22 protein-coding genes, 1 tRNA gene and 1 pseudogene are annotated in these 24,672 nt (G+C 40.9%); 11 read left to right on the top strand and 13 right to left on the bottom strand.

Annotated elements, in window-relative coordinates:
- Window positions 1-37: 37 nt before the first annotated feature.
- A complete protein-coding gene (locus CDG62_RS07670; protein WP_087526228.1) occupies window positions 38-670 on the top strand; it encodes a hypothetical protein in 633 nt (210 codons plus the stop codon).
- Between the two features lie 264 nt (window positions 671-934).
- On the opposite strand, the gene CDG62_RS07665 is transcribed toward CDG62_RS07670, so the two are convergent.
- The gene (locus CDG62_RS07665; protein WP_004696033.1) at window positions 935-1,153 is read right to left on the bottom strand and encodes a hypothetical protein; all 219 of its coding nucleotides are present in this window, start codon (window positions 1,151-1,153) and stop codon (window positions 935-937) included.
- A gap of 1,084 nt (window positions 1,154-2,237) precedes the next feature.
- Here CDG62_RS07665 and CDG62_RS07660 point away from each other — a divergent pair.
- On the top strand, window positions 2,238-2,468 hold the full coding sequence (locus CDG62_RS07660; protein ID WP_087526229.1) for a DUF2171 domain-containing protein: 231 nt from the start codon (window positions 2,238-2,240) through the stop codon (window positions 2,466-2,468).
- Window positions 2,469-2,611: 143 nt separating this feature from the next.
- Here CDG62_RS07660 and CDG62_RS19320 read toward each other — a convergent pair whose 3' ends face one another.
- A complete protein-coding gene (locus CDG62_RS19320) occupies window positions 2,612-2,788 on the bottom strand; it encodes a hypothetical protein (RefSeq protein WP_162904017.1) in 177 nt (58 codons plus the stop codon).
- Between the two features lie 321 nt (window positions 2,789-3,109).
- Here CDG62_RS19320 and CDG62_RS07655 point away from each other — a divergent pair, with 321 nt between their 5' ends.
- Window positions 3,110-4,687, top strand: a complete 1,578-nt coding sequence (locus tag CDG62_RS07655) for a sensor domain-containing diguanylate cyclase (protein ID WP_087526230.1) — start codon at window positions 3,110-3,112, stop codon at window positions 4,685-4,687.
- Window positions 4,688-4,823: 136 nt separating this feature from the next.
- Here the strand turns inward: CDG62_RS07655 and CDG62_RS07650 are convergent, their stop codons facing one another.
- Together CDG62_RS07650 and CDG62_RS07645 are read right to left on the bottom strand one after the other, a co-directional pair.
- The gene (locus CDG62_RS07650) at window positions 4,824-6,647 is read right to left on the bottom strand and encodes a monovalent cation:proton antiporter-2 (CPA2) family protein (RefSeq protein ID WP_087526231.1); all 1,824 of its coding nucleotides are present in this window, start codon (window positions 6,645-6,647) and stop codon (window positions 4,824-4,826) included.
- A 411-nt stretch (window positions 6,648-7,058) separates the two neighbouring features.
- Window positions 7,059-7,919 (bottom strand): DMT family transporter, encoded by an 861-nt coding sequence (locus CDG62_RS07645; protein WP_087526232.1) that lies wholly within the window; start codon window positions 7,917-7,919, stop codon window positions 7,059-7,061.
- A gap of 127 nt (window positions 7,920-8,046) precedes the next feature.
- Here CDG62_RS07645 and CDG62_RS07640 point away from each other — a divergent pair, with 127 nt between their 5' ends.
- Window positions 8,047-9,441 carry a PLP-dependent aminotransferase family protein gene (locus CDG62_RS07640; protein ID WP_087526233.1) on the top strand — a complete coding sequence of 465 codons (1,395 nt, stop codon included), beginning with the start codon at window positions 8,047-8,049 and terminating at the stop codon, window positions 9,439-9,441.
- A gap of 50 nt (window positions 9,442-9,491) precedes the next feature.
- Here the strand turns inward: CDG62_RS07640 and CDG62_RS07635 are convergent, their stop codons facing one another.
- Window positions 9,492-10,268, bottom strand: a complete 777-nt coding sequence (locus tag CDG62_RS07635; RefSeq protein ID WP_087526234.1) for a class II aldolase/adducin family protein — start codon at window positions 10,266-10,268, stop codon at window positions 9,492-9,494.
- A gap of 165 nt (window positions 10,269-10,433) precedes the next feature.
- The gene (locus CDG62_RS07630) at window positions 10,434-11,258 is read right to left on the bottom strand and encodes a helix-turn-helix transcriptional regulator (RefSeq protein WP_087526235.1); all 825 of its coding nucleotides are present in this window, start codon (window positions 11,256-11,258) and stop codon (window positions 10,434-10,436) included.
- 67 nt (window positions 11,259-11,325) lie between these two features.
- Here CDG62_RS07630 and CDG62_RS07625 point away from each other — a divergent pair, with 67 nt between their 5' ends.
- Window positions 11,326-11,739: a DUF962 domain-containing protein gene (locus tag CDG62_RS07625; protein WP_087526236.1), complete on the top strand. Its 414-nt coding sequence runs from the start codon at window positions 11,326-11,328 to the stop codon at window positions 11,737-11,739.
- Window positions 11,740-11,782: 43 nt separating this feature from the next.
- Here CDG62_RS07625 and CDG62_RS07620 read toward each other — a convergent pair whose 3' ends face one another.
- The 6 genes from CDG62_RS07620 to CDG62_RS07595 form a co-directional block, all read right to left on the bottom strand.
- Window positions 11,783-12,400, bottom strand: coding sequence for an ATP-binding cassette domain-containing protein (locus CDG62_RS07620; protein ID WP_087526237.1), 618 nt, complete (start codon window positions 12,398-12,400; stop codon window positions 11,783-11,785).
- Between the two features lie 4 nt (window positions 12,401-12,404).
- Window positions 12,405-13,097 (bottom strand): molybdate ABC transporter permease subunit, encoded by a 693-nt coding sequence (gene modB, locus CDG62_RS07615; protein ID WP_087526238.1) that lies wholly within the window; start codon window positions 13,095-13,097, stop codon window positions 12,405-12,407.
- Complete coding sequence (gene modA / locus CDG62_RS07610) at window positions 13,097-13,849, bottom strand: molybdate ABC transporter substrate-binding protein (protein ID WP_228254445.1); 753 nt, start codon at window positions 13,847-13,849, stop codon at window positions 13,097-13,099. The genes modB and modA overlap by 1 nt, the downstream gene beginning before the upstream one ends.
- 267 nt (window positions 13,850-14,116) lie before the next feature.
- Complete coding sequence (locus CDG62_RS07605; protein ID WP_087526240.1) at window positions 14,117-14,467, bottom strand: winged helix-turn-helix domain-containing protein; 351 nt, start codon at window positions 14,465-14,467, stop codon at window positions 14,117-14,119.
- Window positions 14,468-14,539: 72 nt separating this feature from the next.
- Complete coding sequence (gene fdhD / locus CDG62_RS07600) at window positions 14,540-15,340, bottom strand: formate dehydrogenase accessory sulfurtransferase FdhD (protein WP_087526241.1); 801 nt, start codon at window positions 15,338-15,340, stop codon at window positions 14,540-14,542.
- Between the two features lie 91 nt (window positions 15,341-15,431).
- A complete protein-coding gene (locus CDG62_RS07595) occupies window positions 15,432-17,843 on the bottom strand; it encodes an FdhF/YdeP family oxidoreductase (protein ID WP_087526242.1) in 2,412 nt (803 codons plus the stop codon).
- 386 nt (window positions 17,844-18,229) lie between these two features.
- Between CDG62_RS07595 and moaA the strand changes: the two are divergent.
- The 3 genes and pseudogenes from moaA to CDG62_RS07580 all read left to right on the top strand — a co-directional run bounded on the left by moaA (window position 18,230) and on the right by CDG62_RS07580 (window position 21,496).
- Window positions 18,230-19,227 (top strand): annotated as a pseudogene (gene moaA, locus CDG62_RS07590) (GTP 3',8-cyclase MoaA).
- A gap of 131 nt (window positions 19,228-19,358) precedes the next feature.
- Window positions 19,359-20,282: a bifunctional molybdenum cofactor biosynthesis protein MoaC/MoaB gene (gene moaCB, locus CDG62_RS07585; protein ID WP_004695990.1), complete on the top strand. Its 924-nt coding sequence runs from the start codon at window positions 19,359-19,361 to the stop codon at window positions 20,280-20,282.
- Entirely contained in the window at window positions 20,279-21,496 is a 1,218-nt protein-coding gene (locus CDG62_RS07580) for a molybdopterin molybdotransferase MoeA (protein ID WP_087526243.1), read from the top strand. The genes moaCB and CDG62_RS07580 overlap by 4 nt, the downstream gene beginning before the upstream one ends.
- A gap of 381 nt (window positions 21,497-21,877) precedes the next feature.
- Here the strand turns inward: CDG62_RS07580 and CDG62_RS07575 are convergent.
- Window positions 21,878-21,953, bottom strand: a tRNA-Arg gene (locus CDG62_RS07575).
- A 178-nt stretch (window positions 21,954-22,131) separates the two neighbouring features.
- Between CDG62_RS07575 and CDG62_RS07570 the strand changes: the two genes are divergently transcribed.
- The 3 genes from CDG62_RS07570 to queF are packed head-to-tail and all read left to right on the top strand — an operon-like array spanning window position 22,132 to window position 24,649.
- The gene (locus CDG62_RS07570) at window positions 22,132-23,067 is read left to right on the top strand and encodes an ABC transporter ATP-binding protein (protein ID WP_087526244.1); all 936 of its coding nucleotides are present in this window, start codon (window positions 22,132-22,134) and stop codon (window positions 23,065-23,067) included.
- Entirely contained in the window at window positions 23,064-23,837 is a 774-nt protein-coding gene (locus CDG62_RS07565) for an ABC transporter permease (protein ID WP_004982514.1), read from the top strand. Before CDG62_RS07570 ends, CDG62_RS07565 begins: the two co-directional genes overlap by 4 nt.
- On the top strand, window positions 23,837-24,649 hold the full coding sequence (queF, locus tag CDG62_RS07560) for an NADPH-dependent 7-cyano-7-deazaguanine reductase QueF (protein ID WP_087526245.1): 813 nt from the start codon (window positions 23,837-23,839) through the stop codon (window positions 24,647-24,649). The genes CDG62_RS07565 and queF overlap by 1 nt, the downstream gene beginning before the upstream one ends.
- The last annotated feature ends 23 nt before the right edge of the window (window positions 24,650-24,672 follow it).

Genomic DNA, 24,672 nt, shown 5'->3' with positions numbered 1-24,672 from the left:
AGCCTTAATTTATTTTTTCGGGGGAGTAAATTAAGGTATGAATCATTATCAAAAAACAGCATTGGGTTTGGATGCCTTACAACAACGTCATATCCCACTAAATGCGCGTCAAAGACGACTATTGGTTTTAATTGGTACAGAAGATTTTGAACAATTGTCTGACCAGTTCAAACAACGTATCGCAACGCCTGAAATACTCGAACAATTAATTGAATTAGGCTTAATTCATTCCACACAAACATCTCACGTCTCTAGCCCAATACAGCCTCCATCGGAACATCAATCCTCTACATCTGTACAAGAAAATAGTCAAAGTAAAGTCAATCCAATAAATTTAGCCAGTACAGTGCAAACTCCGACACCAACTATTCCTGCACCAGCACCAGCACCAGCACCAGCACCAGCACCAGCACCAGCACCAGCACCAGCATTCAAAGCGTACAATTTTGAAGAAACTCGTGAGTTGATGATGAGTTTATTACAACGTTATTGTGGATTAATGGCAAAACAACTCATTCTCCAAATTCAATCGGCGAAAGACTTACACAGTCTAAAACGCTGCCAAATGCAATGGATTACGACTTTACAGGAGAGTCGAATCGAACCCACAGCACTTAACCAACACTTACAGCAGATTAATCATTCACTGATGCGTTTGCAGGCAGTTTAAAGAACCCTTGTTTTATATTTTACTCAGGTAATAAATCTTCACGTCTTTAATCAACTATTTAAGACGTCGGCACAATGGATATTCAAACCATTCATCAAATTGCTTGATAAATATGAGTATAGGAAGTGATCCTGACTTTATTTCATAACATTCAAAATAATCGTTCAAAAAAAATTATGCCTTATATTCTGCAATGGTATAACTTAGCCCCACATAGATCTCCCATAAAAAAGCCCATGTAAACATGAGCTTTCTTCAATAGAGTTAATCAACAACTCGGTATATATTCTCTGTTTGTCGACTTTCAAATAACAATTCAATACTAGGTAGAATCACTTCACCATCAACAACGATATGTTCAATTCGTTTAAACAGATCCAGACGTTCTGCTTCGGAGTTTTCAGGGACTTGCCTCAATTGAGCCTTCACATTATAGGTTTGACTGTACTGGTCCTTTACCTTTACATCTACAAGCTGTGTCATGATCATTTTCCTTTTCTTTTTTTAGCTCTGCTTAATCTTATAGCACAGGTTTTTTCCAGCACCGCCATTAGAGTTGTTAGAATTTATCGCAATGTTAATTTATATAAATATTTCCAAAATCATAACCATAAATCATAAACTTAAATCAAATATGCTTAACAACTGATATACATACTCATATTTTTTCACATAAAAAAAGCTCGCATTTCTGCGAGCTTTTCTATGTTGGAAGGCTAGTGCTGATTTATTGTTTGAACATTTCGTATCAAACTCAACGAGCTGTCATTGATCCGTCCAACTACATCGTAGCGTCTTAGTTATCGACCTACTGTAAGTACAATATAAAAGCATTTTTCACTCTAGACAAGGGCTTATGACATTTCGAAACAACTGTCCAAATAAAAGCCAATTGATATTTTTAAAAAATGAGAGATCATACTGTGAGGCTAAATCTAGATAACAGCTCTGCATCAAATCAAGTAAATCACACATTCAGCTTATGAGTTCTTTTCCATCTTAGTTCAATGCATTTTGAGTGATTTATTGGTAGTGTCGCAATACAACACTAAATTCATTTCTCAAAACTGATTTTCTTTACCACTGTTCTTAACTTTAGCGATTGGTTACGTCCTTCTTCTTGAAAAGCATAGTCAGAACTGGCCTAACCTATTGTAGTTTAATCGATTGGTGCAAATGGAAGTTATCAGGTCGCTGTAATTGGCGTCAATGTATATATTAGCTAAATATCTGTATTATCAGTCATGTTAAATTTAGCGATAATATCGCCATCGGTGCAGACAATGTGCTTACCCAAATATTCCTAATAAAACAAAAGTTGTAAGCAATTATAAAAAATTCAAGCATAATAATAATGCTGAAATTCAATAAAAAACACTGGATAAACCACAACCAAAACCAAATAAAATCTATTTAATACGGTATAAAAAACAAATTATGACATTTTTTATACTTCGTAAATTTTAATACATAATATGTTACTGTTATATTTAAAATATCCATGGATATGAAAAATTAGGTTAGGGTAAATCTTCGCTTTATTCTATGAATAAGATAGAGGTACATCATGACCACGATTAATATTTCGGACATTAAAGAACACTCTAGTGTAATTGCTGTATGTGGAACTAAAGTTGGAGATGTTGACCACATTGAAGGTAAACAGATCAAACTCACCAAACATGGAGATGGGAAGCACCATCTTATTCCGAGTGCATGGGTGAGAGAGATTCGAGAGAATCAGGTCATATTAAATAGAGATGCTCAAGAAATTAAAGATAATTGGATTGAAGCCTAGATTAAAGAATTGAAAATCTACCAGCCTTTGGGCTGGTAGTTCATAAGATATACATACTGAATAGATACAAAGAACATAATTCTATCCAGTCCAATTAATATTCCTTATGGCGAAGGTATAAAATTAACTCAATTACAACATTCTTAATCTTTAAAAGGATTTGAAAATTTATCTTTAAGACTTAACCAAACCAAAAAGGCCATAATAAATATAAGTAATCCAATCACAAAAAATGTTTCGCCCACAGCAAAACCTGTAATGAGTGCCCCTAAGCCGATTAATGATAATACAATGATCAATCCGATGCCTAAGACATTCATGTTGTTCTCCAATGACCGAAATAATAAAGGTCTCATTATTACGGTTAAGCATGTCAATTTAATGTTGTTTTCATTAAACTTTAATAGTACTTTTGATTGATTACGCGATTTTGTGTACTATTCATATTATCTTAATGAAAACTAATGTAATTTTTATAGAAAAATTACATATATATTAGTCTGAAGTTTCTCTATACTTATAAAATACCAGCAAGCAAATTAGATCAATTTTCGTACACATTAGTTTCAATCATGAGAGTTGAGTTTCTATAAGCAGCACTACAAAACTTTAAAAAATCTGTTCTTGTCTTGGGGGCATAAGTGATCAAGAAATCTGTTTTTCATAGTCTAGATTTACAAAAACTTATTTTGATTTTAATTATAGGCTGTGTTTCAAGCTTGTTTCTAATTTCAATTTTTGTATTGAACTATGTCATCAAAGAACAGTTGACCGAAAACTCTTTGGCTGCCAATCAACGCTATGCCTCAAAAATTGCATTTAGTACCGATAAATATTTTGAAAGTATGTTGAGTGAGCTACGCTATAGTGCTCAAATTGTTGGTCAAGATTTTTCGAATCGACAGGTTTTAAAAGCCGAAGTTACTCGCCTTAAAAATCAATCACAAAAATTCAATTCGATCACAATTGTAGATAAGAATGCTTTTATTTTGGAACATTCGCCTCAGACCATACATGTCGATCCAAAAAAACAATATAAAACTTCAGGTATTACCGAAGCATTAAAACTAAAGAAAACCTATATTTCCTCTCCATACAAAGGCTTGTCAAACAATTTAATTGTACTCATTGCTCAGCCTATTTTTAATCCTCAAAATGAATTTCTAGGTATAGTGACGGGCACAATCTATTTAAACAAAGAAAATTTGGTAAGTGAACTGTTAGCGACGACTTATTCTTATAAAAAGAGCTACACCTATGTTGTTGATAATAAAAATAAAATAATATTCCATCCAGATAAATCACGCATAGGAGATTCATTAAAAAATAATACAGGAATGCAATATATTAGATCACACTCCACTGGGAAAATTGCACTGGTCAATAGTAAAGGTATCGAAAACCTAGCGGGCTTTGCAGCAATTCCAAGTGTGAATTGGATTGTTGTTTCGCAACAACCAACGTTAGAATTATTAAGCCAAGCAAACTCGATCATCGTTAAAGTAACACTGGCTATGCTCGGTTTCTATTTGCTTTTGTTCATTTTTGTGTGGAAGCTCTCATACTTGATTTCATCACCACTCAATAAGCTTGCGCAAATGGCCAGCATGCTGACTCGCCCAAATATTGATCAAGACATTAAAAACATAGACCCATGGTATTTTGAGGCTTTGCGCTTTCGCACCGCTCTCTTGCTTAGCTCCAAACATTTTAAAGATGAAATTGCAGAGCTAAAACAACACGTGAATACCGATCCACTGACGGGGCTTTATAACCGCCGCGGTATGAAACTTTTTTTAAATGAATTAGAAGCAACCAATACACCTTTTTCAGTACTTACATTGGACATAGATCACTTTAAAGCAGTGAATGATAGTTATGGACATGATCAAGGCGATCACGTATTGAAAAAGTTAGCTTCTCATATGAAAAGTAACTTTCGTCAACATGATGTGTGCTGCCGTGTCGGTGGAGAAGAATTTATTGTCTTTGTAGTACACGAAGATCCAAAGATTGCCTATATAGCAGCTGAACGACTTCGTAAAACAGTAGCACAAAGCTACATTGACCCAATTGGCACGATCACTGTTTCAATTGGCATTGCCTCTTGGCCCCAAGACTCAGAAAATACTCAAGATGTAATTAAATTGGCAGATCAAAAACTCTATCAAGCCAAGAATGATGGTCGAAATTGTATCCGTTCGACATCATCGGACTGATACAAATTTCGTTCAATATAAAATTAGACCAAATCATGCAGTGCTATCAGATCCATCTGTTCAAAAATGAAAAGGCCTAATATAGACCTTTTCATACAAGATGATAAAAATCATACTTTAATTTCTATCATCCACCTCACTCATTTTTTTCTAGTTCTGCATTATTTAATAACTGCCCTGTATGTTGTGGCTTAATCAATGGTGCAGTCGGACGCGGGTTGCGCTGCGTATATTGTATACCTATGCCCGCTTTGACATCATCAGCTGCAACTTCGGTTTCAAAACGTTGCTGATCTAAAGCTCGGATATCCTCACTCACCTGCTGAATTTCATCCTGACTGGCACCCAGTTGCTGCAAGGCCATTTGACCTAGAGCCAATGCAGACTCAAAGGTTTCTCGAACCATCAAACTGACATTTTTCTTCGACAGATACAGTGCGTGTTCGCGGTCATAGGAACGGACGATCAGCTTAGCCAAAGGAAATTCAGCATTCACCAATTCTACAATTTTATTAACCGTTTCTTTGTGGTCAACACAGACTAAAATTGCTTCTGCGGTATCTGCTCCTGAAGCATGTAAAATATCTAAACGACATCCATCGCCATAGTAGACATCAAAACCAAACTTTTCTGCATTTTGGATCATGTTCACATCATTATCAATAATGGTCACATCCACACTACGTGCCAATAACAACTGACTGGCCACTTGACCAAAGCGACCAAAACCAATCATTAGTACCTTACCCGTTAAACCATCAGCAACCTTGACCTGATCAAGTGAGCTTTCATCTTGTTCAAGGGTAAAGCGTTTAAACAACACCCCAATGATTGGCGTCAACACCATAGACAATACGACAATCGCAGTTAAATTCGACTTGATGGTGTTATCAATAATTTGTGCTGTCGCTGCGGCACTAAACAGCACAAAGGCAAACTCGCCGCCCTGCGCCATCAATAATGCACGATCTAAAGCTTCGGAATGATTACTTTTGGCCAAACGTGCGACCACATAAATCATCAGTGCTTTGGTGAACATCAATGCAATCACGCCACTCAGAATCAATGGCCAATTTTGTCTGACCACTGCCAAGTCCAAAGACATCCCGACACCTAAGAAGAATAAGCCCAATAATAAGCTACGGAAGGGTTCAATATCCGCTTCAATTTGATGGCGGAAAGTCGATTCGGACAATAACACTCCCGCCAAAAATGCGCCCAGTGCCATGGATAAACCACTGAGTTGCATCAGTAATGCCGCACCTAAGACTACTAACAATGCCGCAGCAGTCATCACTTCACGTGCTTTAGCGGCAGCTAAAATTTTAAATAATGGATTGAGTAACCAATGCCCTGCAACAATTAATCCCGCGATAGCCAATAGTCCGATACCAATCCCTTGCAAATCGATAGATGAGCTTTCTGCTACTTGATTGGGTGCCATAAATGCAACCAATGCCAACAAAGGAACAATCAATAAGTCTTCAAATAATAAGATCGCCACGATCTTTTGACCACGTCGTTGATGCAGCTCTCCACGATCATTTAACAGTTGCATCACTATCGCAGTCGATGTCAGGACGAAGCCTGCTGCTCCAATGAAAGCAATTTTCCAGCTAAAGCCAAACAACATGCCCATACCCGTTAAGGCAATGACTGAAATCAGGATTTGTAAACTGCCCAATCCAAAAATCTCTTTCCTTAAACTCCATAAGTGCGAAGGCTGCATCTCCAATCCAATGATAAAGAGGTACATCACGATGCCGAGTTCAGCAATATGTAAAATAGCTGTCGGATTGTTAAAAAAGGCAAAACCAAATGGCCCAATGATTAATCCAGCAATTAAGTAGCCTAATATCGAACCTAGACCAATACGTTTAAAAATAGGGACGGCAATGACCGCTGCACTCAACAGCACAACAGGCCCCACCAGTCCAAGTGAATCTACTTCTGCACTCATCTTGTTCTCATCTTAGTTGTTGACAATCCATGCCAATTTCACGCTATTTTAATTTTATTCACTAAGGTCTACGCCTGTTCGGATAGGACGTCTCAGCGGTGATCTTTTCTTTCTCGATTTCCGAAGACTTATCATCAACACTCAACATACTGCGAATTTAAGCACCGCTTGACCTGCCTATGTTTAAAACTATATACAGCATTGTTGCTATACAGCAAGATTTTATTCCATGATTAAAAATCCCCCACTAATTATGTACAGCAAATACTCAGGACCAGATTTTTATAAAATATAGATACTTAACTATAGTGTTTAGTAAGATTCCATCGTCAAAGATGAATTTCATCTTTGATCATAGAGATGATATCCAGATTTTTTTACTCAATAACGATAAAATTGGACGTCATATGTTCAAGCATATTTTCTCGCTACAGCCACACAGATAATCGCTGCCAAAGTGACAACTAACATCATCCAACTCACACTTTCATGTAGTAATAGAGCAGCAAGTACAAGTCCCATGAAGGGTTGGAGTAATTGCAGTTGACCAACGGATGCTATACCACCTTGTGCTAATCCTCGATACCAAAACACAAAACCCAACAGCATGCTAAAGATAGAGACATACGCCAGTCCTATCCATGCGGCTGTACTGACATGCTGAAATGAAACAGGCATGCTCCATAATGCAATCGGTAACATCACAGGTAACGAGAGCAGTAAAGCCCAACTAATAACTTGCCAACCGCCCAACGACCGCGAAAGTTTTGCTCCCTCTGCATAACCCAGCCCACATAAAATAATGGCTGCCAACATATATAGGTCACCTTTCCATGCGGTACTGGTCTCGCCAAGTCCAGCATAACCTGCTACAAAAATGGCTCCCAGCACTGAAAACAACCAAAAAAGTGGCTTGGGGCGCTCTCCTCCACGCAGAACAGCAAAAGTGGCAGTACTGATAGGTAATAAACCTAAGAAAACAATGGAATGTGCAGAACTTACATGCTGTAAGGCCAGAGCCGTTAAGAGTGGAAAGCCGATGACCACGCCCAATGCACTGACCGCAAGTGCAGGTATGTTTGAAGTGGTTGGACGTGCTTGGCGAAGTAACACCAGAAAAAATAATCCGAATAGAGCTGCAATTGTGGCCCGTGCACTGGTTAAAAAAATGGGCGTAAAATCTGCAACAGCGATTCGTGTTGCAGGTAAAGAGCCTGCAAAAATAGCGACACCGATTAATCCGTTTACCCAGCCGCTAGTTGCCTTTTTCATGATGTGATTCTCTTATTGTTAATCACTCAAGTTGAACATAGATCACATGCTTGAATCGAGATACAATCCAATACAATAAATAAAAACTGTTATGTATAAAAAGCCCATACAGTTAAGGAGAAATGGAATGCGTAGCCAAACTAGAATTGATGTAGTCATGGATGAAATTAAACTGAAAATTAGCTCACGTACCTACCTCCCCAATCATCGCCTTCCTTCTGTGCGCCAACAAGCACGTACATTAAAGGTCTCTGTTTCAACCGTTGTCGAAGCTTATGAACGTTTAATGGCAGAAGGCATCATTCTTTCTAAACCTGGATCAGGCTTTTATGTATCTGGCCCCGTCGCACCACTGGCTTTAACCCAAATGGGGCCTAAGCTAGATAGAGAGATCGACCCTTTATGGGTCTCTCGACAAGCCTTAGATACAGATTACAGCACCCTCAAACCGGGTTGTGGCTGGTTACCGCCCGAATGGTTATATGAGACAGGTGTTCGACGTGCTCTGCGTAGCATGGCAAAAGCAGATAGCTTAGAACTGGTGGAGTACGCAACACCAGCAGGACATCCTGAACTACGACAATTAATTTCTCGTCGTTTAACTCACATTGGCATTGAAGCTTCTCCTGAACATATCATGCTCACTGAGTCTGGCACGCAAGGTATTGATTTGATCTGTCGTTTTTTATTAGAAGCTGGCGATACCGTCATTGTTGATGACCCTTGTTATTTTAATTTTCATGCCCTACTCAAAGCTCATCGCATCAATATTGTGAGTGTGCCGTATACTCCCCATGGTCCAGATTTGGAGATCTTTCAGTCTGTTTTGGAGGCACATTCACCGCGGCTGTATATCACCAACTCAGGCATACACAACCCAACGGGTGCAGTACTTTCTCCCGTCACGGCACATCGCTTACTTAAATTGGTCGATCAAACCAATTTGGTCATTGTGGAAGATGATATTTTTGCCGACTTTGAACATACTCCAGCACCACGACTGGCCGCTTTTGATGGACTCAATCGTGTCATTCAAGTTAATAGTTTTTCAAAAACCATTTCAGCCTCTTTGCGCTGTGGCTATATCGTGGCCAAAAATGAGTGGATTGAAAATCTAATCGATTTAAAGATCGCCACGTCTTTTGGTGGCGGCCGACTTGCCGCAGATATAGCACTGATCGCCTTAAAAGACAGTGGCTATCGTAAGCATATGGAAACGGTGCGTTTACGTCTTGCCCATGAAATGCAAAAAGTCATTGCTCAGCTCAAAGTTTTGAATATTCAACCGTGGCTAGTCCCACAAGCGGGCATATTTCTATGGTGTAAACTCCCCAACGGCTTCGATGCTGCAATTATTGCGCGAGAGTGTTTAAAACATGGCGTTGTTTTAGCACCAGGAAATGCGTTTAGCCAATCCTTAAATGCACAGAATTTCTTACGCTTCAATGTCGCACAATCAGTAGATCCGCGTATTTTCGAAACGCTCAAAAATGTGTTAGCTCAACAGCAAAACTTAACATAATAAAAGCCTCTACTTAGAAATAGAGACTTTTATTAAAATGGTTGAATGGCTTATGAACAATACTCGTCACGTTGATGTTCAATTAAAGACAGTGCGGCATTCCATGCTTTCAGCATCACCATTTCAATCAATTCACTTTCAAACTGTTGAGCCGTATGTTGACGTACAGCTTCAGAAGGAAGATGAAGTTCTGCACCACCCGCCATCGCTTTAATCTGCGCTTGGCAGGCGCGCTCAAGGAAATAAATCTCGTGGAAAGCACGTTGAATCGAATCCCCTGTCGATAGCAAGCCATGATTACGTAAAATCATGACTCGGTTTTGCCCCAAGTCTTTCACGAGACGCTCACGCTCTTCGGTCAATAACGCTACCCCTTCATATTCGTGATAGCTCACTTTGTTATAAAACTTCAAAGCATGTTGAGACAGAGGTAATAACCCATGTTTTTGTGCAGACACTGCAATGCCATCCGCAGTATGCGTATGAATCACACAGTGCACATCTTTACGTGCATCATGGATCGCGGAGTGAATCACAAAACCTGCGGTATTGACCAGTTTCCCCTGATCATAATCTGCAATAATATTGCCTGCATAATCAATTTTAACCAAATGCGAAGCCGTCATTTTTTCAAAGGGAATGCCGTATTGATTAATCAGGAAATGGCCGTCTTCGTCAGGTACACGCAGACTAATATGCGTATCAATTAAATCGGTCATGCGGAAATGCGCAATTAAACGGTACAGCCCCGCAAGCTGGCAACGTGCATTCCATTCTGTTTCTGAAACGACATCTTTTAGACTTTTCATCGCATGTAAACTGGTCATTTGTTATCCCTATTATCTCTATCCATAACGTTGACATTGAGTTAGGAGGAAAAAGCCAAACCCAGCTTAAGCCCTCCACTCAACGTAAACTCATTCTTCGTAAAATAGCGAAAGATGTCTTGAATGATTCTGCTATTTCCATGGGCTATTAAATAACTTAACACGCTATGACGTAGATGATGTTTTAATAGAGTCATTTACGAAGATGCTTTTCCCTTTCAGCATCGATGGTGCAAAATCAGCCATGCTGCGTAAAGTTCGGGTGAAATGTGCCTGATCGGCAAAACCCGCTTCCAAGGCAATATCAATCAAACTCCGACCTGCTGCCCAGAGTTTGATAGCATAGCGAATACGCAACCAAAGAATGTAACGCCGCATTGAGATCCCAAGTTGCTGACTGAACAAGTGCATCAGTCTCGACTCAGACAGTCCCGTATGTCCAGCGACTTGAGCTACTGTGGGAATTTGCTGAGGTACAAGTTGTTGAATATAATGACAGGCTTTTAAAACGCGGGTATCCCATGGCAATACCTGCAACGGATTTGGGTTTAACGTCGACAGTAGCCCGAAGACCAATTGGTTAGCTTCATCAGGGCTAAGTTGCCTAGCAATCAACTTTTGCAACTGTGAATGAAACGTAGCAAGGCAAGAGGCAGGCAAAGAACGAATCTGTTCGCCATTCAGCAATGGATACAAGTATCCATAGAGCGCATGATCAGGATCAATCATTAGCGCAAGATAAGGCTGATTTTCTGAATCGGTACTGTGCATCACATTGGGCGCCATCACCACAATATCGTGATAACTACGTACTTGGTTGTCTAAAGTAATCGCAAAAGGTGTTCCCAAGCCAATTTGTAAAAGTGCTGGAAAATGGGCATGGGCATTATTCAACTGCTCATGAGTCACATACAAAATGACGCCATCCCAAGTGTAAATTTTGCTTTGGTGCGCTAACCCTAAACTCGCATCCTTGCTTTGCGATAGCATATTCGTTCAAGACCACCTTAGATTTGCTGTTTAAAACTACGCCTAGGAAACACTAAAGGAGTAGGACATGTTACAGAATACCCAAACCCAAATTAAAAACAATATGCAAGATTTGGTGAATAACGCCCATCTTTCTGCTACGCCAGTTGTAAGCCCTGCTATGCAAATTAAGGGAAGCGATGGCCGTTATAAAACGTTAAAAGAATTCTATCCCTTCTATCTTTCTCAACATGAAGATCCCGCTTGCCGTCGTTTACATTTTGTGGGAACGACCTGCGTAATCGGAATTACTGCGGCTGCGGCGATGACCAAAAATGCAAAACTACTCTGGGCTTTACCTGCTGTTGGTTATGGATTTGCTTGGGTCGGTCATTTCTTTTTTGAACATAATAAACCAGCTACATTTACATACCCTTTCTATAGTTTCGTTTGTGACTTTAAAATGTATAAAGACATTTTATTAAAACGCATAGATTGGTAAATCAAAATACGACTGTCCTATATATTTATAGGGCAGTTTCTGACTACAACAACCAAACTACTTCGGTAAGCTGCTTAATTTCATCCATATCATGGCTGACATACAGCATCGGAATATGAGTTTCATGTTGGACGGTTTGAAAAAAAGGAAGGATTTCCTGTTTATGTGCAGCATCTAACGCAGACAAGGGTTCATCTAATAATAATAAATTTGGCGAATACAACAGTGCCCGACCCAATGCAACTCGTTGCTTTTCACCACCTGAAAGCTTGGTCGGCATACGACTGAGTAAATGGTTAAGTTTAAGTAGTTCAATAATATAATCGGGATCAAAACGTCGGCTTTCAGGCGGAATGCGCTTATAGCCAAACAATAAATTTTGCATCACTGTCATATGTGGAAACAGTTGTGCATCCTGAAAAACCAAACCAACATGACGTTGCTGTACATTTAAATTGATCTTATTTTTCGCATCGAACCAGGTCTGATGATTGATTTTAATCCAGCCATTGACTGGAGTGTTAAGTCCTGCAATTGCATGCAAAATACTGGTTTTTCCTGAACCTGAAGCCCCAAATAAACCAACGACAGGATGTTCAGATGAAAATGTCTGATCGAGTTTAAATTTGCCTAAATTTAACTGAATATGACAGTCAATCATCGTCTTAATGCCCCCGTTTGTTTTTCTGATAACGATGAAACCACTGGGCAAACCATAAAGCCAAAAATGCCACAGTTAATGACAGAATAATCAGTCGCCAGACTGCCTGTTCGGTGTCGGGTTGCTGCATCAGGCTATACATGGCCAAGGGCAAGGTTCTGGTCTCGCCTGCAATGTTACCGACAAAAGTAATCGTTGCGCCAAACTCGCCCAAACTGCGACAAAAACATAAAATCGCCCCCACCAATATGCCACTGCTGGCTAAGGGCAAAGTGACATGAAAGAAAGTACCCAAGGAGGAAGCACCTAGTGTTTTCGCTACCATTTCTAGCCGTTGATCCACCAACTCTATGGCCAAACGAATCGATTGGACCAAGAGTGGAAAGCCCATCACGGCTGAAGCCAAAACTGCGCCTTTCCAATTAAATGCAAAATTGAGTCCCAAGGGCTCAAGATACTTCCCCAGTATTCCGTTTCCGCCAAATACTTGTAACAGCAAATATCCCGGCACTACAGGCGGTAGTACCAGCGGTAGGAAAATAAAGGTTTCAAATAATGATTTGCCAAAAAACTCTTTTCGCGCCAAAACCCAACCCACGGTCAACGCAGGGATCAGGCTAAAGACCAAACAGGTTGCAGCCACTTGACAGGATAACTTGAGTACCTCTATCTCTTCAGCCGATAAAGAAAACATCATCACTTGGCTACAGATAAAACGGTAAAGCCATATTTTTTAAAGACTGTATGTGCTTGTTTACTTTGTACAAACTGATAAAACGCTAGCGCATCTGGATTATTTTTGACAAGACCTAAGGGATAAACAATCGGAGTATGGGTATTGATAGGAAATATGCCAACGACGGTGACATCTTTACTGATGGCAGCGTCGGTTGCATAGACAATGCCAAGCTGACATTCACCACGTGCGACAAAGTTGAGTGCAGCTCTGACATCTTCAGTTTCAACCAATCTTGGTTCAAGTTTTGACCACCACCCCAATCCAGTCAGTGCTTGTTTTCCATATTTGCCTACAGGGACACTTTTGGTGTCACCTGTACAAAGCTTGCCTTGAAAAGCGGTAGAAGGATCAAAACTTTTATCCATTTTTATTTTGACGGGCTTCGCTTTTGGAGAAATCAGAACAAGACGGTTGCCCAATAAATTCACACGTTTATTCGGCACAATTAACTTTTTATTTTGCAAATAATTCATCCATTGTTCATCTGCCGAAATAAAAACATCCGCAGGTGCACCTGCTTCAATTTGCTTGGCCAAAGTCGATGACCCTGCATAAGAGGTTTTCACACGTACTCTTTTTTGTTGTTGATACATGGCATCGACATCGGCTATAGCATTGGTCAAGCTGGCCGCTGCATAAACAGTAATAGCTTGCTCTGCATGTACTTGTGCCCCAAGAGTCAAACCACAACACAACATCGCATATTGCATATACTTATTCTTAAAATTGAGCGTCACCATGTTCCCCTTAAGCATTATAAATTGACCGATATGTTTTCAAAAATATATGGATACATAAGCAACGTCAATTCCAGAAACAGATTATTTATCGTTCAAGTTAAAGTGTTTGTATCTTAATCACATGACTGATACTACTCTTGCAATTTAGTCAGTAGAAATAAGAACTTTGATAAACATAGGAAGCGTATTCGTGTAAGCAATTACTGGATACGAAAAGGATTAGCTGACCTGACTAGATTATTGTTTCAGGTTTTGAGCTATTTCTGCAAAATCCTGCTCAATCGCATCACATGCTTTTATTTCCATCTGTCTAAATTGACTTAAAATACTTTCGCCCAAGTCCGTGAGTTTTGCCCCACCACCATGCGTTCCACCTTTTTGAGTTTCGACCAATCCTGACTGAAAACTATGATTCATGGTTTCAACCAACTGCCATGCACGTCGGTAGCTCATATTCATACTTTTTGCAGCTTGAGAAATTGAGCCTGTACGTCGAATTTCTTCCAATAATTCTGCCTTACCCGGCCCAAATGCAATGTCTTGATTGAGAAGTATTCTGAGCTGTAATTTTAATTTGACGTCCTGCATACATTCACTCAAATAAAGACCTGTCATCGACACAGATGACCTAAAGAAAAATTTTATAAGTAAAATTGAATATCAAGTATATAAAACAAAACCATCACCGCGGCAAAAACTCGCTAATGTCAAACCCGACTGCTTTGCCATATTAATCGCCATACTGGTTGGGGCTGAAATACACGCCAGCAAGGCAATATTCAGTTGAACACACTTACGAATCAACTCATAACTGGCGCGGCTGGTCATCACAACAAAACCTTGATTTACATCATAATGATTTTCTGCAATATAACCCAATAGTTTATCTAAAGCATTGTGTCGGCCTACATCCTCAAATAAAGCCACTATTTCTCCTGCTTCAACCCATGCAGCCGCATGCGCACCACCCGTCATTTGGGTGATTTTCTGGCGAGTATTGAGTTGAGCAATCGCTTGGGGAATTTGAGTCAACCACTCCTCACAAACTGCTGTGGTAATTTTAGGTAAATCCAAATGAAGCTGTTGCAAACTTTCAATCCCACAGAGCCCACAACCCGTGCGTCCAATCATCATCCGCCGATGTTGTTTGAGCGTCATAAAGGCCCGTGCAGAAATTGTCATTTCGACTTGGATCCCAAATTCTGTTTCGTGTATGTCTAAAGAGTAAAGCTCCTTTAAACTTGTCAAAATACCTTCAGACAAACTAAAACCTTTGGCAAAGACTTCAACATCTGCTGGCGTTGCCATCATGACCGCATGAGAAATTCCATTATAAACCACGGCAATAGGATATTCTTGCACCACAAAATCAGACTGTTCAACAACTCTATTTTCACTTAAACGCTGGATTTCAACAGCTTCATACCCCAGAGAATTCAACTTCGATGTCCGAATATCCATAATAATTTTCTAATTCTTCCTAAACACTAAGCCCTTCAATCATGAGAAAAATGACACCTTCAAATCAGATGCCATTTCATTATTGGCCCAACTAGCCAGCTCGATTCACGATCTGATTGGCATCTTCAGGATCAACTGCTTGTGCCAAGTTAAAATGCTCAGGAGCTTGACCTGCATGTAAAATCACAGGCACACTTTTCGAAGCTGGTATTTTGGCGTATTTGTCATGGCTACTGAGTGCAACCAATGGATTGGTCTCCGGATAATAGGCTGCGAGGCTACCCCGTGGAATGTTATACGGTACGATACGGAAGCTTTGAACCACACGTTTAACACCATCTGAATAGATACTTTCAATATCCACCCATTGATCTACAACAAAACCAGCCGCAGCGATATCTTCTTCATTCATAAACAAAACACGGCGCTGACCAAATACCCCACGATAGCGGTCATCGAGTCCATACAATGTAGTGTTATATTGATCATGAGAGCGGGTGGTCATTAGGGTATAGACTTGTGCCCCTGTATATTGTTCAGCGTATTGATTCTCTTTATCGGCATACACTTCAGCCAATGGTGTAATTAAAAACTGTGCCTTGCCTACAGGCGTATTCCATACATGCTGATTGGCTGGATGCTCTAAGTGAAAACCACCCGGCTGATAGACACGTGCATTAAAATCATGGAATTCATCAAAGACCTCTTCAATCGAATCTCGAATACGGTCATAACTTTCTACATACCATTTCCATTTGATATCACTGTCTGGTAAGACGGCTGCCGCCATACGCGCCACAATGTCAGGCTCTGAAAGTAGATTCTTAGAAGCAGGCTCATTACGCCCTGCTGAAAGATGCACATTACTCATAGAATCTTCAACACTCACTGCCTGTGGCCCATGCTGTTGCATATCAACTTCGGTACGGCCCAAACAGGGTAAAAGTAATGCCTCTTTTCCACACACCAAATGGCTACGATTCAGCTTAGTTGCAATCTGTACCGTTAAATCACAACGACGTAAGCCTTCTTGTGTATACGGCGTATCTGGAGTGGCAACGGCAAAATTACCACCTAAACCAATAAAGACTTTTACATGTCCTTCATACATCGCCTTAATGGTATCCACCACGCCAAAACCATGTTCACGTGGCGATTTAATGCCAAATACGCGGTCCAGACTATCCAGCAATTTTGAGTTTGGTCGTTCATTGATCCCCATAGTTCGATCGCCTTGCACATTACTGTGCCCGCGAATCGGTGCTAAACCTGCCCCTGGGCGACCAATATGCCCTCTTGCCAACATTAAATTGGCCAACATATGCACATTGGCTGTTTCATGTCGATGTTGAGTAATCCCCATACCCCAACAGAAAATGGCCGTTTTGGCATCCAAATACATTTTAGCTAAGGATTCTAAATGCTCAGGGCTAAGTCCCGTATGTGCGTGAATATCGGACCATTGTGTTCGATCCACTTCTTCCATCATGGCATCAAAACCGACTGTATTCATTTCGATAAAAGATCGGTCAAAAACGCTCTTTTTCCCAGCTGCCAGTGCTTGCATGTCCCATTCACGTAAATGTTTCAGCATCCCGAACATAAGTGCATAATCACCGCCTACGTTGGGTTGGAAATAATAACGACTAATGGGTGTACTGCCATTGGTCATCATCTCAACAGGCGCTTGCGGATCTTGGAAGCGCTCTAAACCGCGTTCTTTTAAGGGGTTAATGGCAACAATATTGCCACCACGACGTGACACCTCTCTTAATGTCCCCAACATCCGTGGATGGTTGGTGCCCGGATTATGCCCAAAACTGAAAATTGCATCGGCGATATCAAAATCGTCTAAAGTCACCGTCCCCTTACCCAAACCAATTGAGTCACGTAGACCAACACTAGTCGTTTCATGGCACATATTGGAACAGTCTGGGAAGTTATTGGTTCCATAAGCACGGACAAAGAGTTGATACAAAAAAGCAGCTTCATTACTTGCGCGACCCGAAGTATAAAATGCCGCTTGATCTGGATGATCCAAGGCATGTAGATGTTTTGCAATTAAGGCAAAAGCGTCATCCCATGAGATGGGTACATATTTATCGGTCGAGCTGTCATAGCGCATCGGGTCAGTTAGACGACCAGAATCTTCAAGCAAGAAATCACTTTGTTCAGACAGCCAGCTGACCGTATGTGTCGCAAAAAATTCAGGTGTAACACGTTTTGAAGTGGCTTCAAAAGCAACCGCCTTCGCACCGTTTTCACAAAAGTTAAAGGCGTGTGCATCTTTCTTTTCAGGCCATGCACAGCCCGGACAATCAAAACCAGTAGGTTGGTTAATATTGAGAAGCGTAATTGCGCCTTTTTTAAAAACATCCTGTCTCTTTAAGTTTCTTGCAACACTTAACAATGCGCCCCAACCACCCGCAGGGTTAGTATAAGGCTCAATTCGTGCATAGCTAGCTTCTTCATTGTTATGTTTTTTATCCTCAAGGTTTTCCATCTCACCACCCTCAATATCCGTCTTCAGTCAAAATTCCTACAATGATCAACTCACTGTTTGCTGTGCTCATCACCTTTACAAGCGATTTGGGCTTCTCATCTCTTTTTTGTTATCCATTTCTTATTCATCATGCTTGCATCTCTTGGCACAATTCCAAAAACACTTCTGATCAAAAATATCACCCTTTTGACATGCAATTTCAATAGATGAATTATTACAAATGGCAAAGACTTGATGGATCACGTTCAGGAAACACACCCTCTCATTTTTGAAACTGGACAAACTAAACAACTTCAAGACTCTATTTGATCTTTAAAATAAAACATTTCATACTCTCATTTATAAAAACTAAATCGTATGTAACTACGATACGAAGTGGAACGACTATGGGCGGTTCGACTACTACACACTTAGAACATACGTCAGCACAACTGATCGATCAATTTGGCCGTCATAAACATAAACTCGGAATCTCACTGACAGATCGTTGTAGTTATTGCATGCCCGATAGGCCTGAATGATTGGCCAAAGAAGATATCTTAAGCTTTGAAGAGCTGTTAACCTTTTGTGAAATGATGGTGGGCTAGGCATTCGACACATTCGCTTAACTGGTGGAGAGCCTTTAATGCGTCAAGGCGTAATCAATTTTATTGATGCTTCAAATCGGCTCAGGGCTTAGAGCGTATTTCCATGACCAATAATGCTTTTTTTATTTAAACAAGTACGCACGAGCGTTAAAAGAAGCAGGACTAGATGATCTCAACATCAGCCTCGATAGCATTCATGCAGACACGTTTATAAACATGACCAAACGTCCGATAGCACCTGTTCTCGAAGGCATTGCGGCAGCACAGCAAGCCAATTTCCCAATAAAATTGAACTGTGTTTTAGTCGCAGGGCAAAATGATCTTGAAGTATCGAACTGACACAATGGGCTTATCAACAGAAGATCGCATTACGTTTTATTGAATATATGGCTTTAGATCAACCTGAGCACTAGTAGCCTAAAAATTCACCACCAAAGATGACATTATCCAAACGCTTAAGTCTCATTTTCAGATTAAGAAACACCCCAGACAACATGATCCTGCAACAATTTATCTGATTAACGATCATTATAAACCAGACATTATTTCCACCGTCAATAAACCATTCTGTCTACGCTGTAACCGTTTACGTATCACTGCAACGGGAGAGTTATTTACCTGTTTATTTGCCCATACGGGAACACCTATTGCGCGCTTTACTTCAACAAGAGGATTATGCTTTATTACAAACTCAAATTCTCAACGCGATATGGCGTAAACAAGCAGGGTTTATTGAACATCCGTATGCCCCAACACGAAAAATCAGTATGCATGTCATCGGGGGGGTAATTCGCTAGTTAATTTTGAGTTTGTCAGACATTCGACTGTATCCGCAATTATTTTTGTGTTATCTAAATACGTCATAAACTTTTTCTCTTGATCGAACAGTTTCATGTTAGATCAACACTTCAATGTTTCGGAATACTTTATGAAAAACGTTGGCATGAAGCCAGAAAGCTATCGCGTTGCAACTGCAAGCTCTGAACTGCTTGCTCCTGCACATTGTTTACAACTTCTTGCCGACGGTAATACCGAAAAAGGTGATGCCCTCAAAACAGCCCGTATTGCTGGGATTTTAGCCGCAAAACGTACCGATGAACTGATTCCACTGTGCCACCCACTACCTATTTATCGTGCCGATGTCGATTTTGAACTGCTTGTAGACCGTGTGATTATTCGTGCAACCGTTGAAACGATTGGGCCGACAGGTGTAGAAATGGAAGCATTAACCGCTGCCAGTATTGCGGCCCTCACCATTTACGACATGCTCAAACCACATTGTGAACCGCATGAGCTGATCATTCAGCAATGTAAACTTGATCTGAAAAAAGGCGGAAAATCACACTTTAAACGTCATTTGCGTCAGCCTGTTTCTGCGGCAGTATTGGTTCTGTCGGACACCGTTGCCGCTGGTCGTAAACCAGATACTGCAGGCCGCTCCGTCGTCGAGACCTTAACCGAAGCTGGTTTTGATCCGATTCACTATCAAATTTTACCTGATGAAGCCGATCAGTTAAAAGCATTGGTCTTAGAACTCACTCAATCTTATGCCTGTATTATTACTGTGGGTGGAACAGGTATCGGCAAGCGTGACATTACAGTAGACACACTTGAGCCTTTACTTGAACGTGAGCTCAATGGACTAATGGAAGCTGCACGTGCTTTCGGACAAAAACGTACCCCTTATGCTGCGATGTCACGTGGCGTTGCAGGTTTTATAGATCGTTCATTGGTGATTACCCTTCCGGGCAGTCGTGGCGGTGCAAGTGAGTCTATGGCAGCCATTTTACCAGCTTTGGTTCATATTTTTGATGTCTGCCGCGATCTACCTCATCCGGGAGGTTATGAATGAGTTGCTCTGGCGTTGGCTTAATTACACTCGATCAAGCTCTTGAACACTATAGCGCCGTCCAAACATTGCCTGTCATTACTTTGCCTTTAGTACAGGCGCATCGGCATGTTTTAGCGGCAGATGTTGCATCAACAGTTGCCTTGCCTCTATTTACCCAAAGTGCGGTTGACGGTTATGCACTACGCTCTGAAGACTTGCGAGCAGGAATTACCAGCTTTGAATTGGTCGGTGAAATTCGTGCAGGTGTTGAAGAACATATTGAGATTCAAGCAGGTCAAACCGTTCGTATTTTTACTGGGGGCAAGCTGCCAAACTCAGCAGATACTGTGGCACGCCAGGAAATTATTACGCGTAGCCATGATCAAGCGACTCTAACTCAAGCTTTGGACAAAGGCACAGACATTCGTTTTCAAGGTGAGGAGTTGTCTGTCGGGACAACACTTGCACAGCAAGGCCAGCGTTTAGGCAACGGTTTAATTGCGGCACTCAGTATGGCAGGGGTTCAGCATGTCGAGGTTTATCGCCAACCTAAAATTGCAGTGCTTATTACTGGTGATGAAGTCAGTACGCAACTGGACAATGAATCTAAAGTGTTCGATGCCAATGCCCCAATGATTCTCACTTGGCTCAAAGAACACGGTTTTGCTGAAGGGCATTTAGAGCATGTAATTGATGATGAGAAGATACTCACACAAGCGCTCTCGAATGCTATGAGGCATTATGATGTGGTCATTACTACAGGTGGTGTTTCAGTAGGCGATTATGACTTGATTCGACCTGTTTCAATGGCTTTAGGTGCAAAAGAGATCTTCTGGCAAGTTGCACAAAAACCAGGTAAACCACTATATTTTGCTGAATATCAGACAGACCGTCATCATTCCTATTTGATTGGTCTGCCTGGGAACCCTGCTGCGGTGCTCACCTGTCTGGCTGTACATGTATCGACATTATTGGCGGCTTTACAGGGAGCTACGTCTCCTGCACCCGCTTGGAAAAAAGCTCGCTTCAACGATAGCATTAAACAAGACAGTCGTGAGCAACTGGTTCGCATGCTATTAGATGTTAATGAGTTTGGGCAATTAACTGTTTCCAAACTCGGCAAACAACAATCCCACATGCTTAGTAACTTAAATCAAGCCAATAGTATTGTTCGAATCCCTGCTCGATCTGATACCCCTGTAACATTGGACTATGTCGATTTCATCTTTATCTAGCAACATAGATTACACAGTGGTATCAACCAAATGCTTTTTTGCACACGGTCTAAGGCATGAACAGGTTTGTCTTAGGCCTTACATCTCAATATTGAACGATCATTATTGATATCCTTACACACGGATGTTAGGTCAAAATCACGCAAAACTATACCCAACAATAGCACTGGTGATGTGAGCGGGTGGGAAAGCTACACGAATGAATGGACCAATAAGCTTTTACAAAGATTTTAGACTATTGTTTTAATGTACTGCTAAATATACCCCTAAAAGAATGGGGTATAGCGGTACAGCATGGAACAAGTTGAAACAAGACAAAGGCGGGTAATACAGTATTTATAAGTGTTTGCGGTTATTTTGGCATGTTTTGAAATAAGTAAGTGGTGCGCTCAGCGGGACTCGAACCCACGCCACAGGCTTCGGAGACCTGTACTCTATCCAGTTGAGCTATGAGCGCGCGAGCACATCATATCAAAAAAAATCACAAGGTAAAGCATCTATATAGCTTAGAGTGATTTTCCTGCTTATGCTTTATACAATGTTCCATATCTGCAACACAGAATTGCGAGTAGATTACTTGGTTTATTAGGCATAATCGCTCACAATAGTGCCACTATTAATCATTCGAGAATTTCATGACTGATGCATTGACGTTAAGAGATTTGTCCAAAACCTATAAAAATGGGTTTCAGGCCTTAAAAGGCATCAATCTAACTGTTCCTGAAGGTGAGTTCTATGCCCTTCTTGGACCAAATGGTGCAGGCAAATCTACAACGATTGGTATTATCAGCTCATTGACCAAGAAAAGCGCAGGTACTGTCGAAATTTTTGGACATAATCTCGACTCCCACCCTTCTCAAGCCAAACAGTGCTTAGGGGTTGTACCTCAAGAGTTTAACTTCGGTCAGTTTGAAAAAACCTTCGATATCTTAGTCACACAAGCGGGCTATTATGGCATTCCAAAAAAAATTGCGGAAGTACGTGCCGAAGAATATTTAGAAAAACTAGGCTTGTGGGAAAAGCGCGGTGTTCAGGCCCGTATGCTTTCAGGTGGTATGAAACGCCGCCTGATGATTGCCCGTGCCATGATGCATGAACCCAAACTCCTTATTTTAGATGAACCTACAGCAGGGGTTGATATTGAGCTGCGTCGTTCGATGTGGGACTTCCTCACAGAAATGAACAATAAGGGCACATCGATCATTTTAACGACGCACTATTTAGAAGAAGCGGAAATGCTATGTCGTCGAATTGCCATTATTGACCGTGGTGTGATTAAAGAAGACACCAGCATGAAAAATTTCCTCAATCAGCTCAATGAGGAAACCTTTATTTTTGATTTGGCCGCACCGATTGAGCCGATTCATATCGACATTATTGGGGTTCGTTTCCATTTAGTCGACGCCGTGACTTTAGAAGTGACTATGGATAGAGCACATACCCTCAATGACTTATTTCAATTGCTCGAATCGCAAGGGATCCAAGTTCGTAGTATGCGGAACAAATCCAACCGTTTAGAAGAACTGTTTGTGAAGATGGTCGAAAAAAATCTCGAAGGAACTACGCCATGAACTTAAATCAACTTAGCGTAGCTTTATATACTCTGGTGCATAAAGAAATTCGTCGCTTTATGCGCATCTGGCCGCAAACCTTGCTTCCACCTGCCATTACCATGAGTTTGTATTTCGTAATTTTTGGTAATTTGGTCGGTTCTCGTATTGGTGAGATGGGCGGTTTTAGCTATATGCAGTTCATCGTACCTGGACTAATTATGATGGCGGTGATTACCAACAGTTATGCTAACGTTTCTTCAAGCTTTTTTAGTGCCAAATTTCAAAAAAGCATTGAAGAGCTAATCATGAGTCCTGTACCTTTGCATGCCATTTTATGGGGCTTTGTCTTAGGTGGTGTGTGTCGCGGGGTCTTGGTCGGTATTATTGTGACGGCTATGAGTTTATTTTTTACTGACCTGTATATTACCAATTGGTTTGTTACCATTTACACCGTCTTGGTCACCTCGTTCTTATTTTCACTGGGTGGTTTTATCAATGCTGTGTATGCTAAATCTTTTGATGACATCTCCATCATCCCAACCTTTGTGCTGACGCCTTTAACTTATTTAGGTGGCGTATTTTATGCCATTTCAGCACTCAGCCCTTTTTGGCAAAATTTATCGTTGATCAATCCGATTGTATATATGGTCAATGCTTTTCGTTTCGGTATCTTAGGTCATAGCGATGTTAACGTCGTCGTCTCCCTATCTGTTATGACCATATGCTGTGCAGTGCTTTATGGCATTGCTTACTATTTACTTTCTCGTGGTTCAGGAATGCGTGAATAATGAGTGTAGAACATTCTCTTTTGGGTAAAGACACCAATTACCCAACAACTTATCAACCCGATATTCTTTTTCCTATTGCGCGTGCCACAGCACGTGAGCACTATGCGCATGTTGAAGGTATTCAACAAGGTAAAGACTGGTGGCATGTTTTTGAAATTTCTTGGCTAAATCACCACGGTGTTCCGCAAGTTGCTATTGGTCGCATCAGTCTGCCTGCCACCTCGCCCAATCTCATTGAGTCAAAGTCATTAAAACTCTACTTTAATAGCATGAACTTTACTCAGTTTGAGTCTAAAGCTGCATTTAAAGCAACAGTTGAACAGGATTTATCGGTGGCTGCTGGTGCAGATGTGAGTATTGAGTTGTTTCATGTTGATGATGTGCAAGTTAGTCAGCCTGAAGGGATCTGTATTGATGAACTGATTCCAACCCAACTGGAAAATCATCCCAATGCAAATCTGTTGGCATTGGATAGTGCTGCTGAAGATGTTGAAGTACAGATTTACTCGCATTTACTCAGAAGTAACTGCCCAGTCACTGGACAACCAGATTGGGGTACGGTATTTATCAGATATAAAGGTAAAAAGCCTTGTTATAACAGCATACTGGCTTATATTATCTCTTACCGTCAGCACAACGGCTTCCACGAACAATGTGTGGAACAAATGTTTGCCGATATTTGGCAAAATTTGAAACCTGAAAAGCTGATGGTGTACGCAACTTATACACGCCGTGGTGGTTTAGACATTAACCCGTGTCGTGTGTCAGATGTGTCATGGATGCCCCGCCCAATTCGATTGGCGCGACAATAAAATAAAGAACATTGAGGTTAATA

Origin of the sequence: Acinetobacter sp. WCHA55, assembly GCF_002165305.2 — a bacterium.
GTDB lineage: Bacteria > Pseudomonadota > Gammaproteobacteria > Pseudomonadales > Moraxellaceae > Acinetobacter.
The sequence above is the reverse complement of the archived record's forward strand: the minus strand, read 5'-3'. Positions and strand labels throughout refer to the sequence as shown.

What these genes read in the sequence shown, in the direction of transcription:
- CDG62_RS07670 (WP_087526228.1), top strand. Translation starts at nt 38, where the DNA reads ATGAATCATTATCAAAAAACAGCATTGGGTTTGGATGCCTTACAACAA.
- CDG62_RS07665 (WP_004696033.1), bottom strand. Translation starts at nt 1,153, where the DNA reads ATGACACAGCTTGTAGATGTAAAGGTAAAGGACCAGTACAGTCAAACC.
- CDG62_RS07660 (WP_087526229.1), top strand. Translation starts at nt 2,238, where the DNA reads ATGACCACGATTAATATTTCGGACATTAAAGAACACTCTAGTGTAATT.
- CDG62_RS19320 (WP_162904017.1), bottom strand. Translation starts at nt 2,788, where the DNA reads ATGAATGTCTTAGGCATCGGATTGATCATTGTATTATCATTAATCGGC.
- CDG62_RS07650 (WP_087526231.1), bottom strand. Translation starts at nt 6,647, where the DNA reads ATGAGTGCAGAAGTAGATTCACTTGGACTGGTGGGGCCTGTTGTGCTG.
- CDG62_RS07645 (WP_087526232.1), bottom strand. Translation starts at nt 7,919, where the DNA reads ATGAAAAAGGCAACTAGCGGCTGGGTAAACGGATTAATCGGTGTCGCT.
- CDG62_RS07640 (WP_087526233.1), top strand. Translation starts at nt 8,047, where the DNA reads ATGCGTAGCCAAACTAGAATTGATGTAGTCATGGATGAAATTAAACTG.
- CDG62_RS07635 (WP_087526234.1), bottom strand. Translation starts at nt 10,268, where the DNA reads ATGACCAGTTTACATGCGATGAAAAGTCTAAAAGATGTCGTTTCAGAA.
- CDG62_RS07630 (WP_087526235.1), bottom strand. Translation starts at nt 11,258, where the DNA reads ATGCTATCGCAAAGCAAGGATGCGAGTTTAGGGTTAGCGCACCAAAGC.
- CDG62_RS07625 (WP_087526236.1), top strand. Translation starts at nt 11,326, where the DNA reads ATGTTACAGAATACCCAAACCCAAATTAAAAACAATATGCAAGATTTG.
- CDG62_RS07620 (WP_087526237.1), bottom strand. Translation starts at nt 12,400, where the DNA reads ATGATTGACTGTCATATTCAGTTAAATTTAGGCAAATTTAAACTCGAT.
- modB (WP_087526238.1), bottom strand. Translation starts at nt 13,097, where the DNA reads ATGATGTTTTCTTTATCGGCTGAAGAGATAGAGGTACTCAAGTTATCC.
- modA (WP_228254445.1), bottom strand. Translation starts at nt 13,849, where the DNA reads ATGCAATATGCGATGTTGTGTTGTGGTTTGACTCTTGGGGCACAAGTA.
- CDG62_RS07605 (WP_087526240.1), bottom strand. Translation starts at nt 14,467, where the DNA reads ATGCAGGACGTCAAATTAAAATTACAGCTCAGAATACTTCTCAATCAA.
- fdhD (WP_087526241.1), bottom strand. Translation starts at nt 15,340, where the DNA reads ATGGATATTCGGACATCGAAGTTGAATTCTCTGGGGTATGAAGCTGTT.
- CDG62_RS07595 (WP_087526242.1), bottom strand. Translation starts at nt 17,843, where the DNA reads ATGGAAAACCTTGAGGATAAAAAACATAACAATGAAGAAGCTAGCTAT.
- moaCB (WP_004695990.1), top strand. Translation starts at nt 19,359, where the DNA reads ATGAAAAACGTTGGCATGAAGCCAGAAAGCTATCGCGTTGCAACTGCA.
- CDG62_RS07580 (WP_087526243.1), top strand. Translation starts at nt 20,279, where the DNA reads ATGAGTTGCTCTGGCGTTGGCTTAATTACACTCGATCAAGCTCTTGAA.
- CDG62_RS07570 (WP_087526244.1), top strand. Translation starts at nt 22,132, where the DNA reads ATGACTGATGCATTGACGTTAAGAGATTTGTCCAAAACCTATAAAAAT.
- CDG62_RS07565 (WP_004982514.1), top strand. Translation starts at nt 23,064, where the DNA reads ATGAACTTAAATCAACTTAGCGTAGCTTTATATACTCTGGTGCATAAA.
- queF (WP_087526245.1), top strand. Translation starts at nt 23,837, where the DNA reads ATGAGTGTAGAACATTCTCTTTTGGGTAAAGACACCAATTACCCAACA.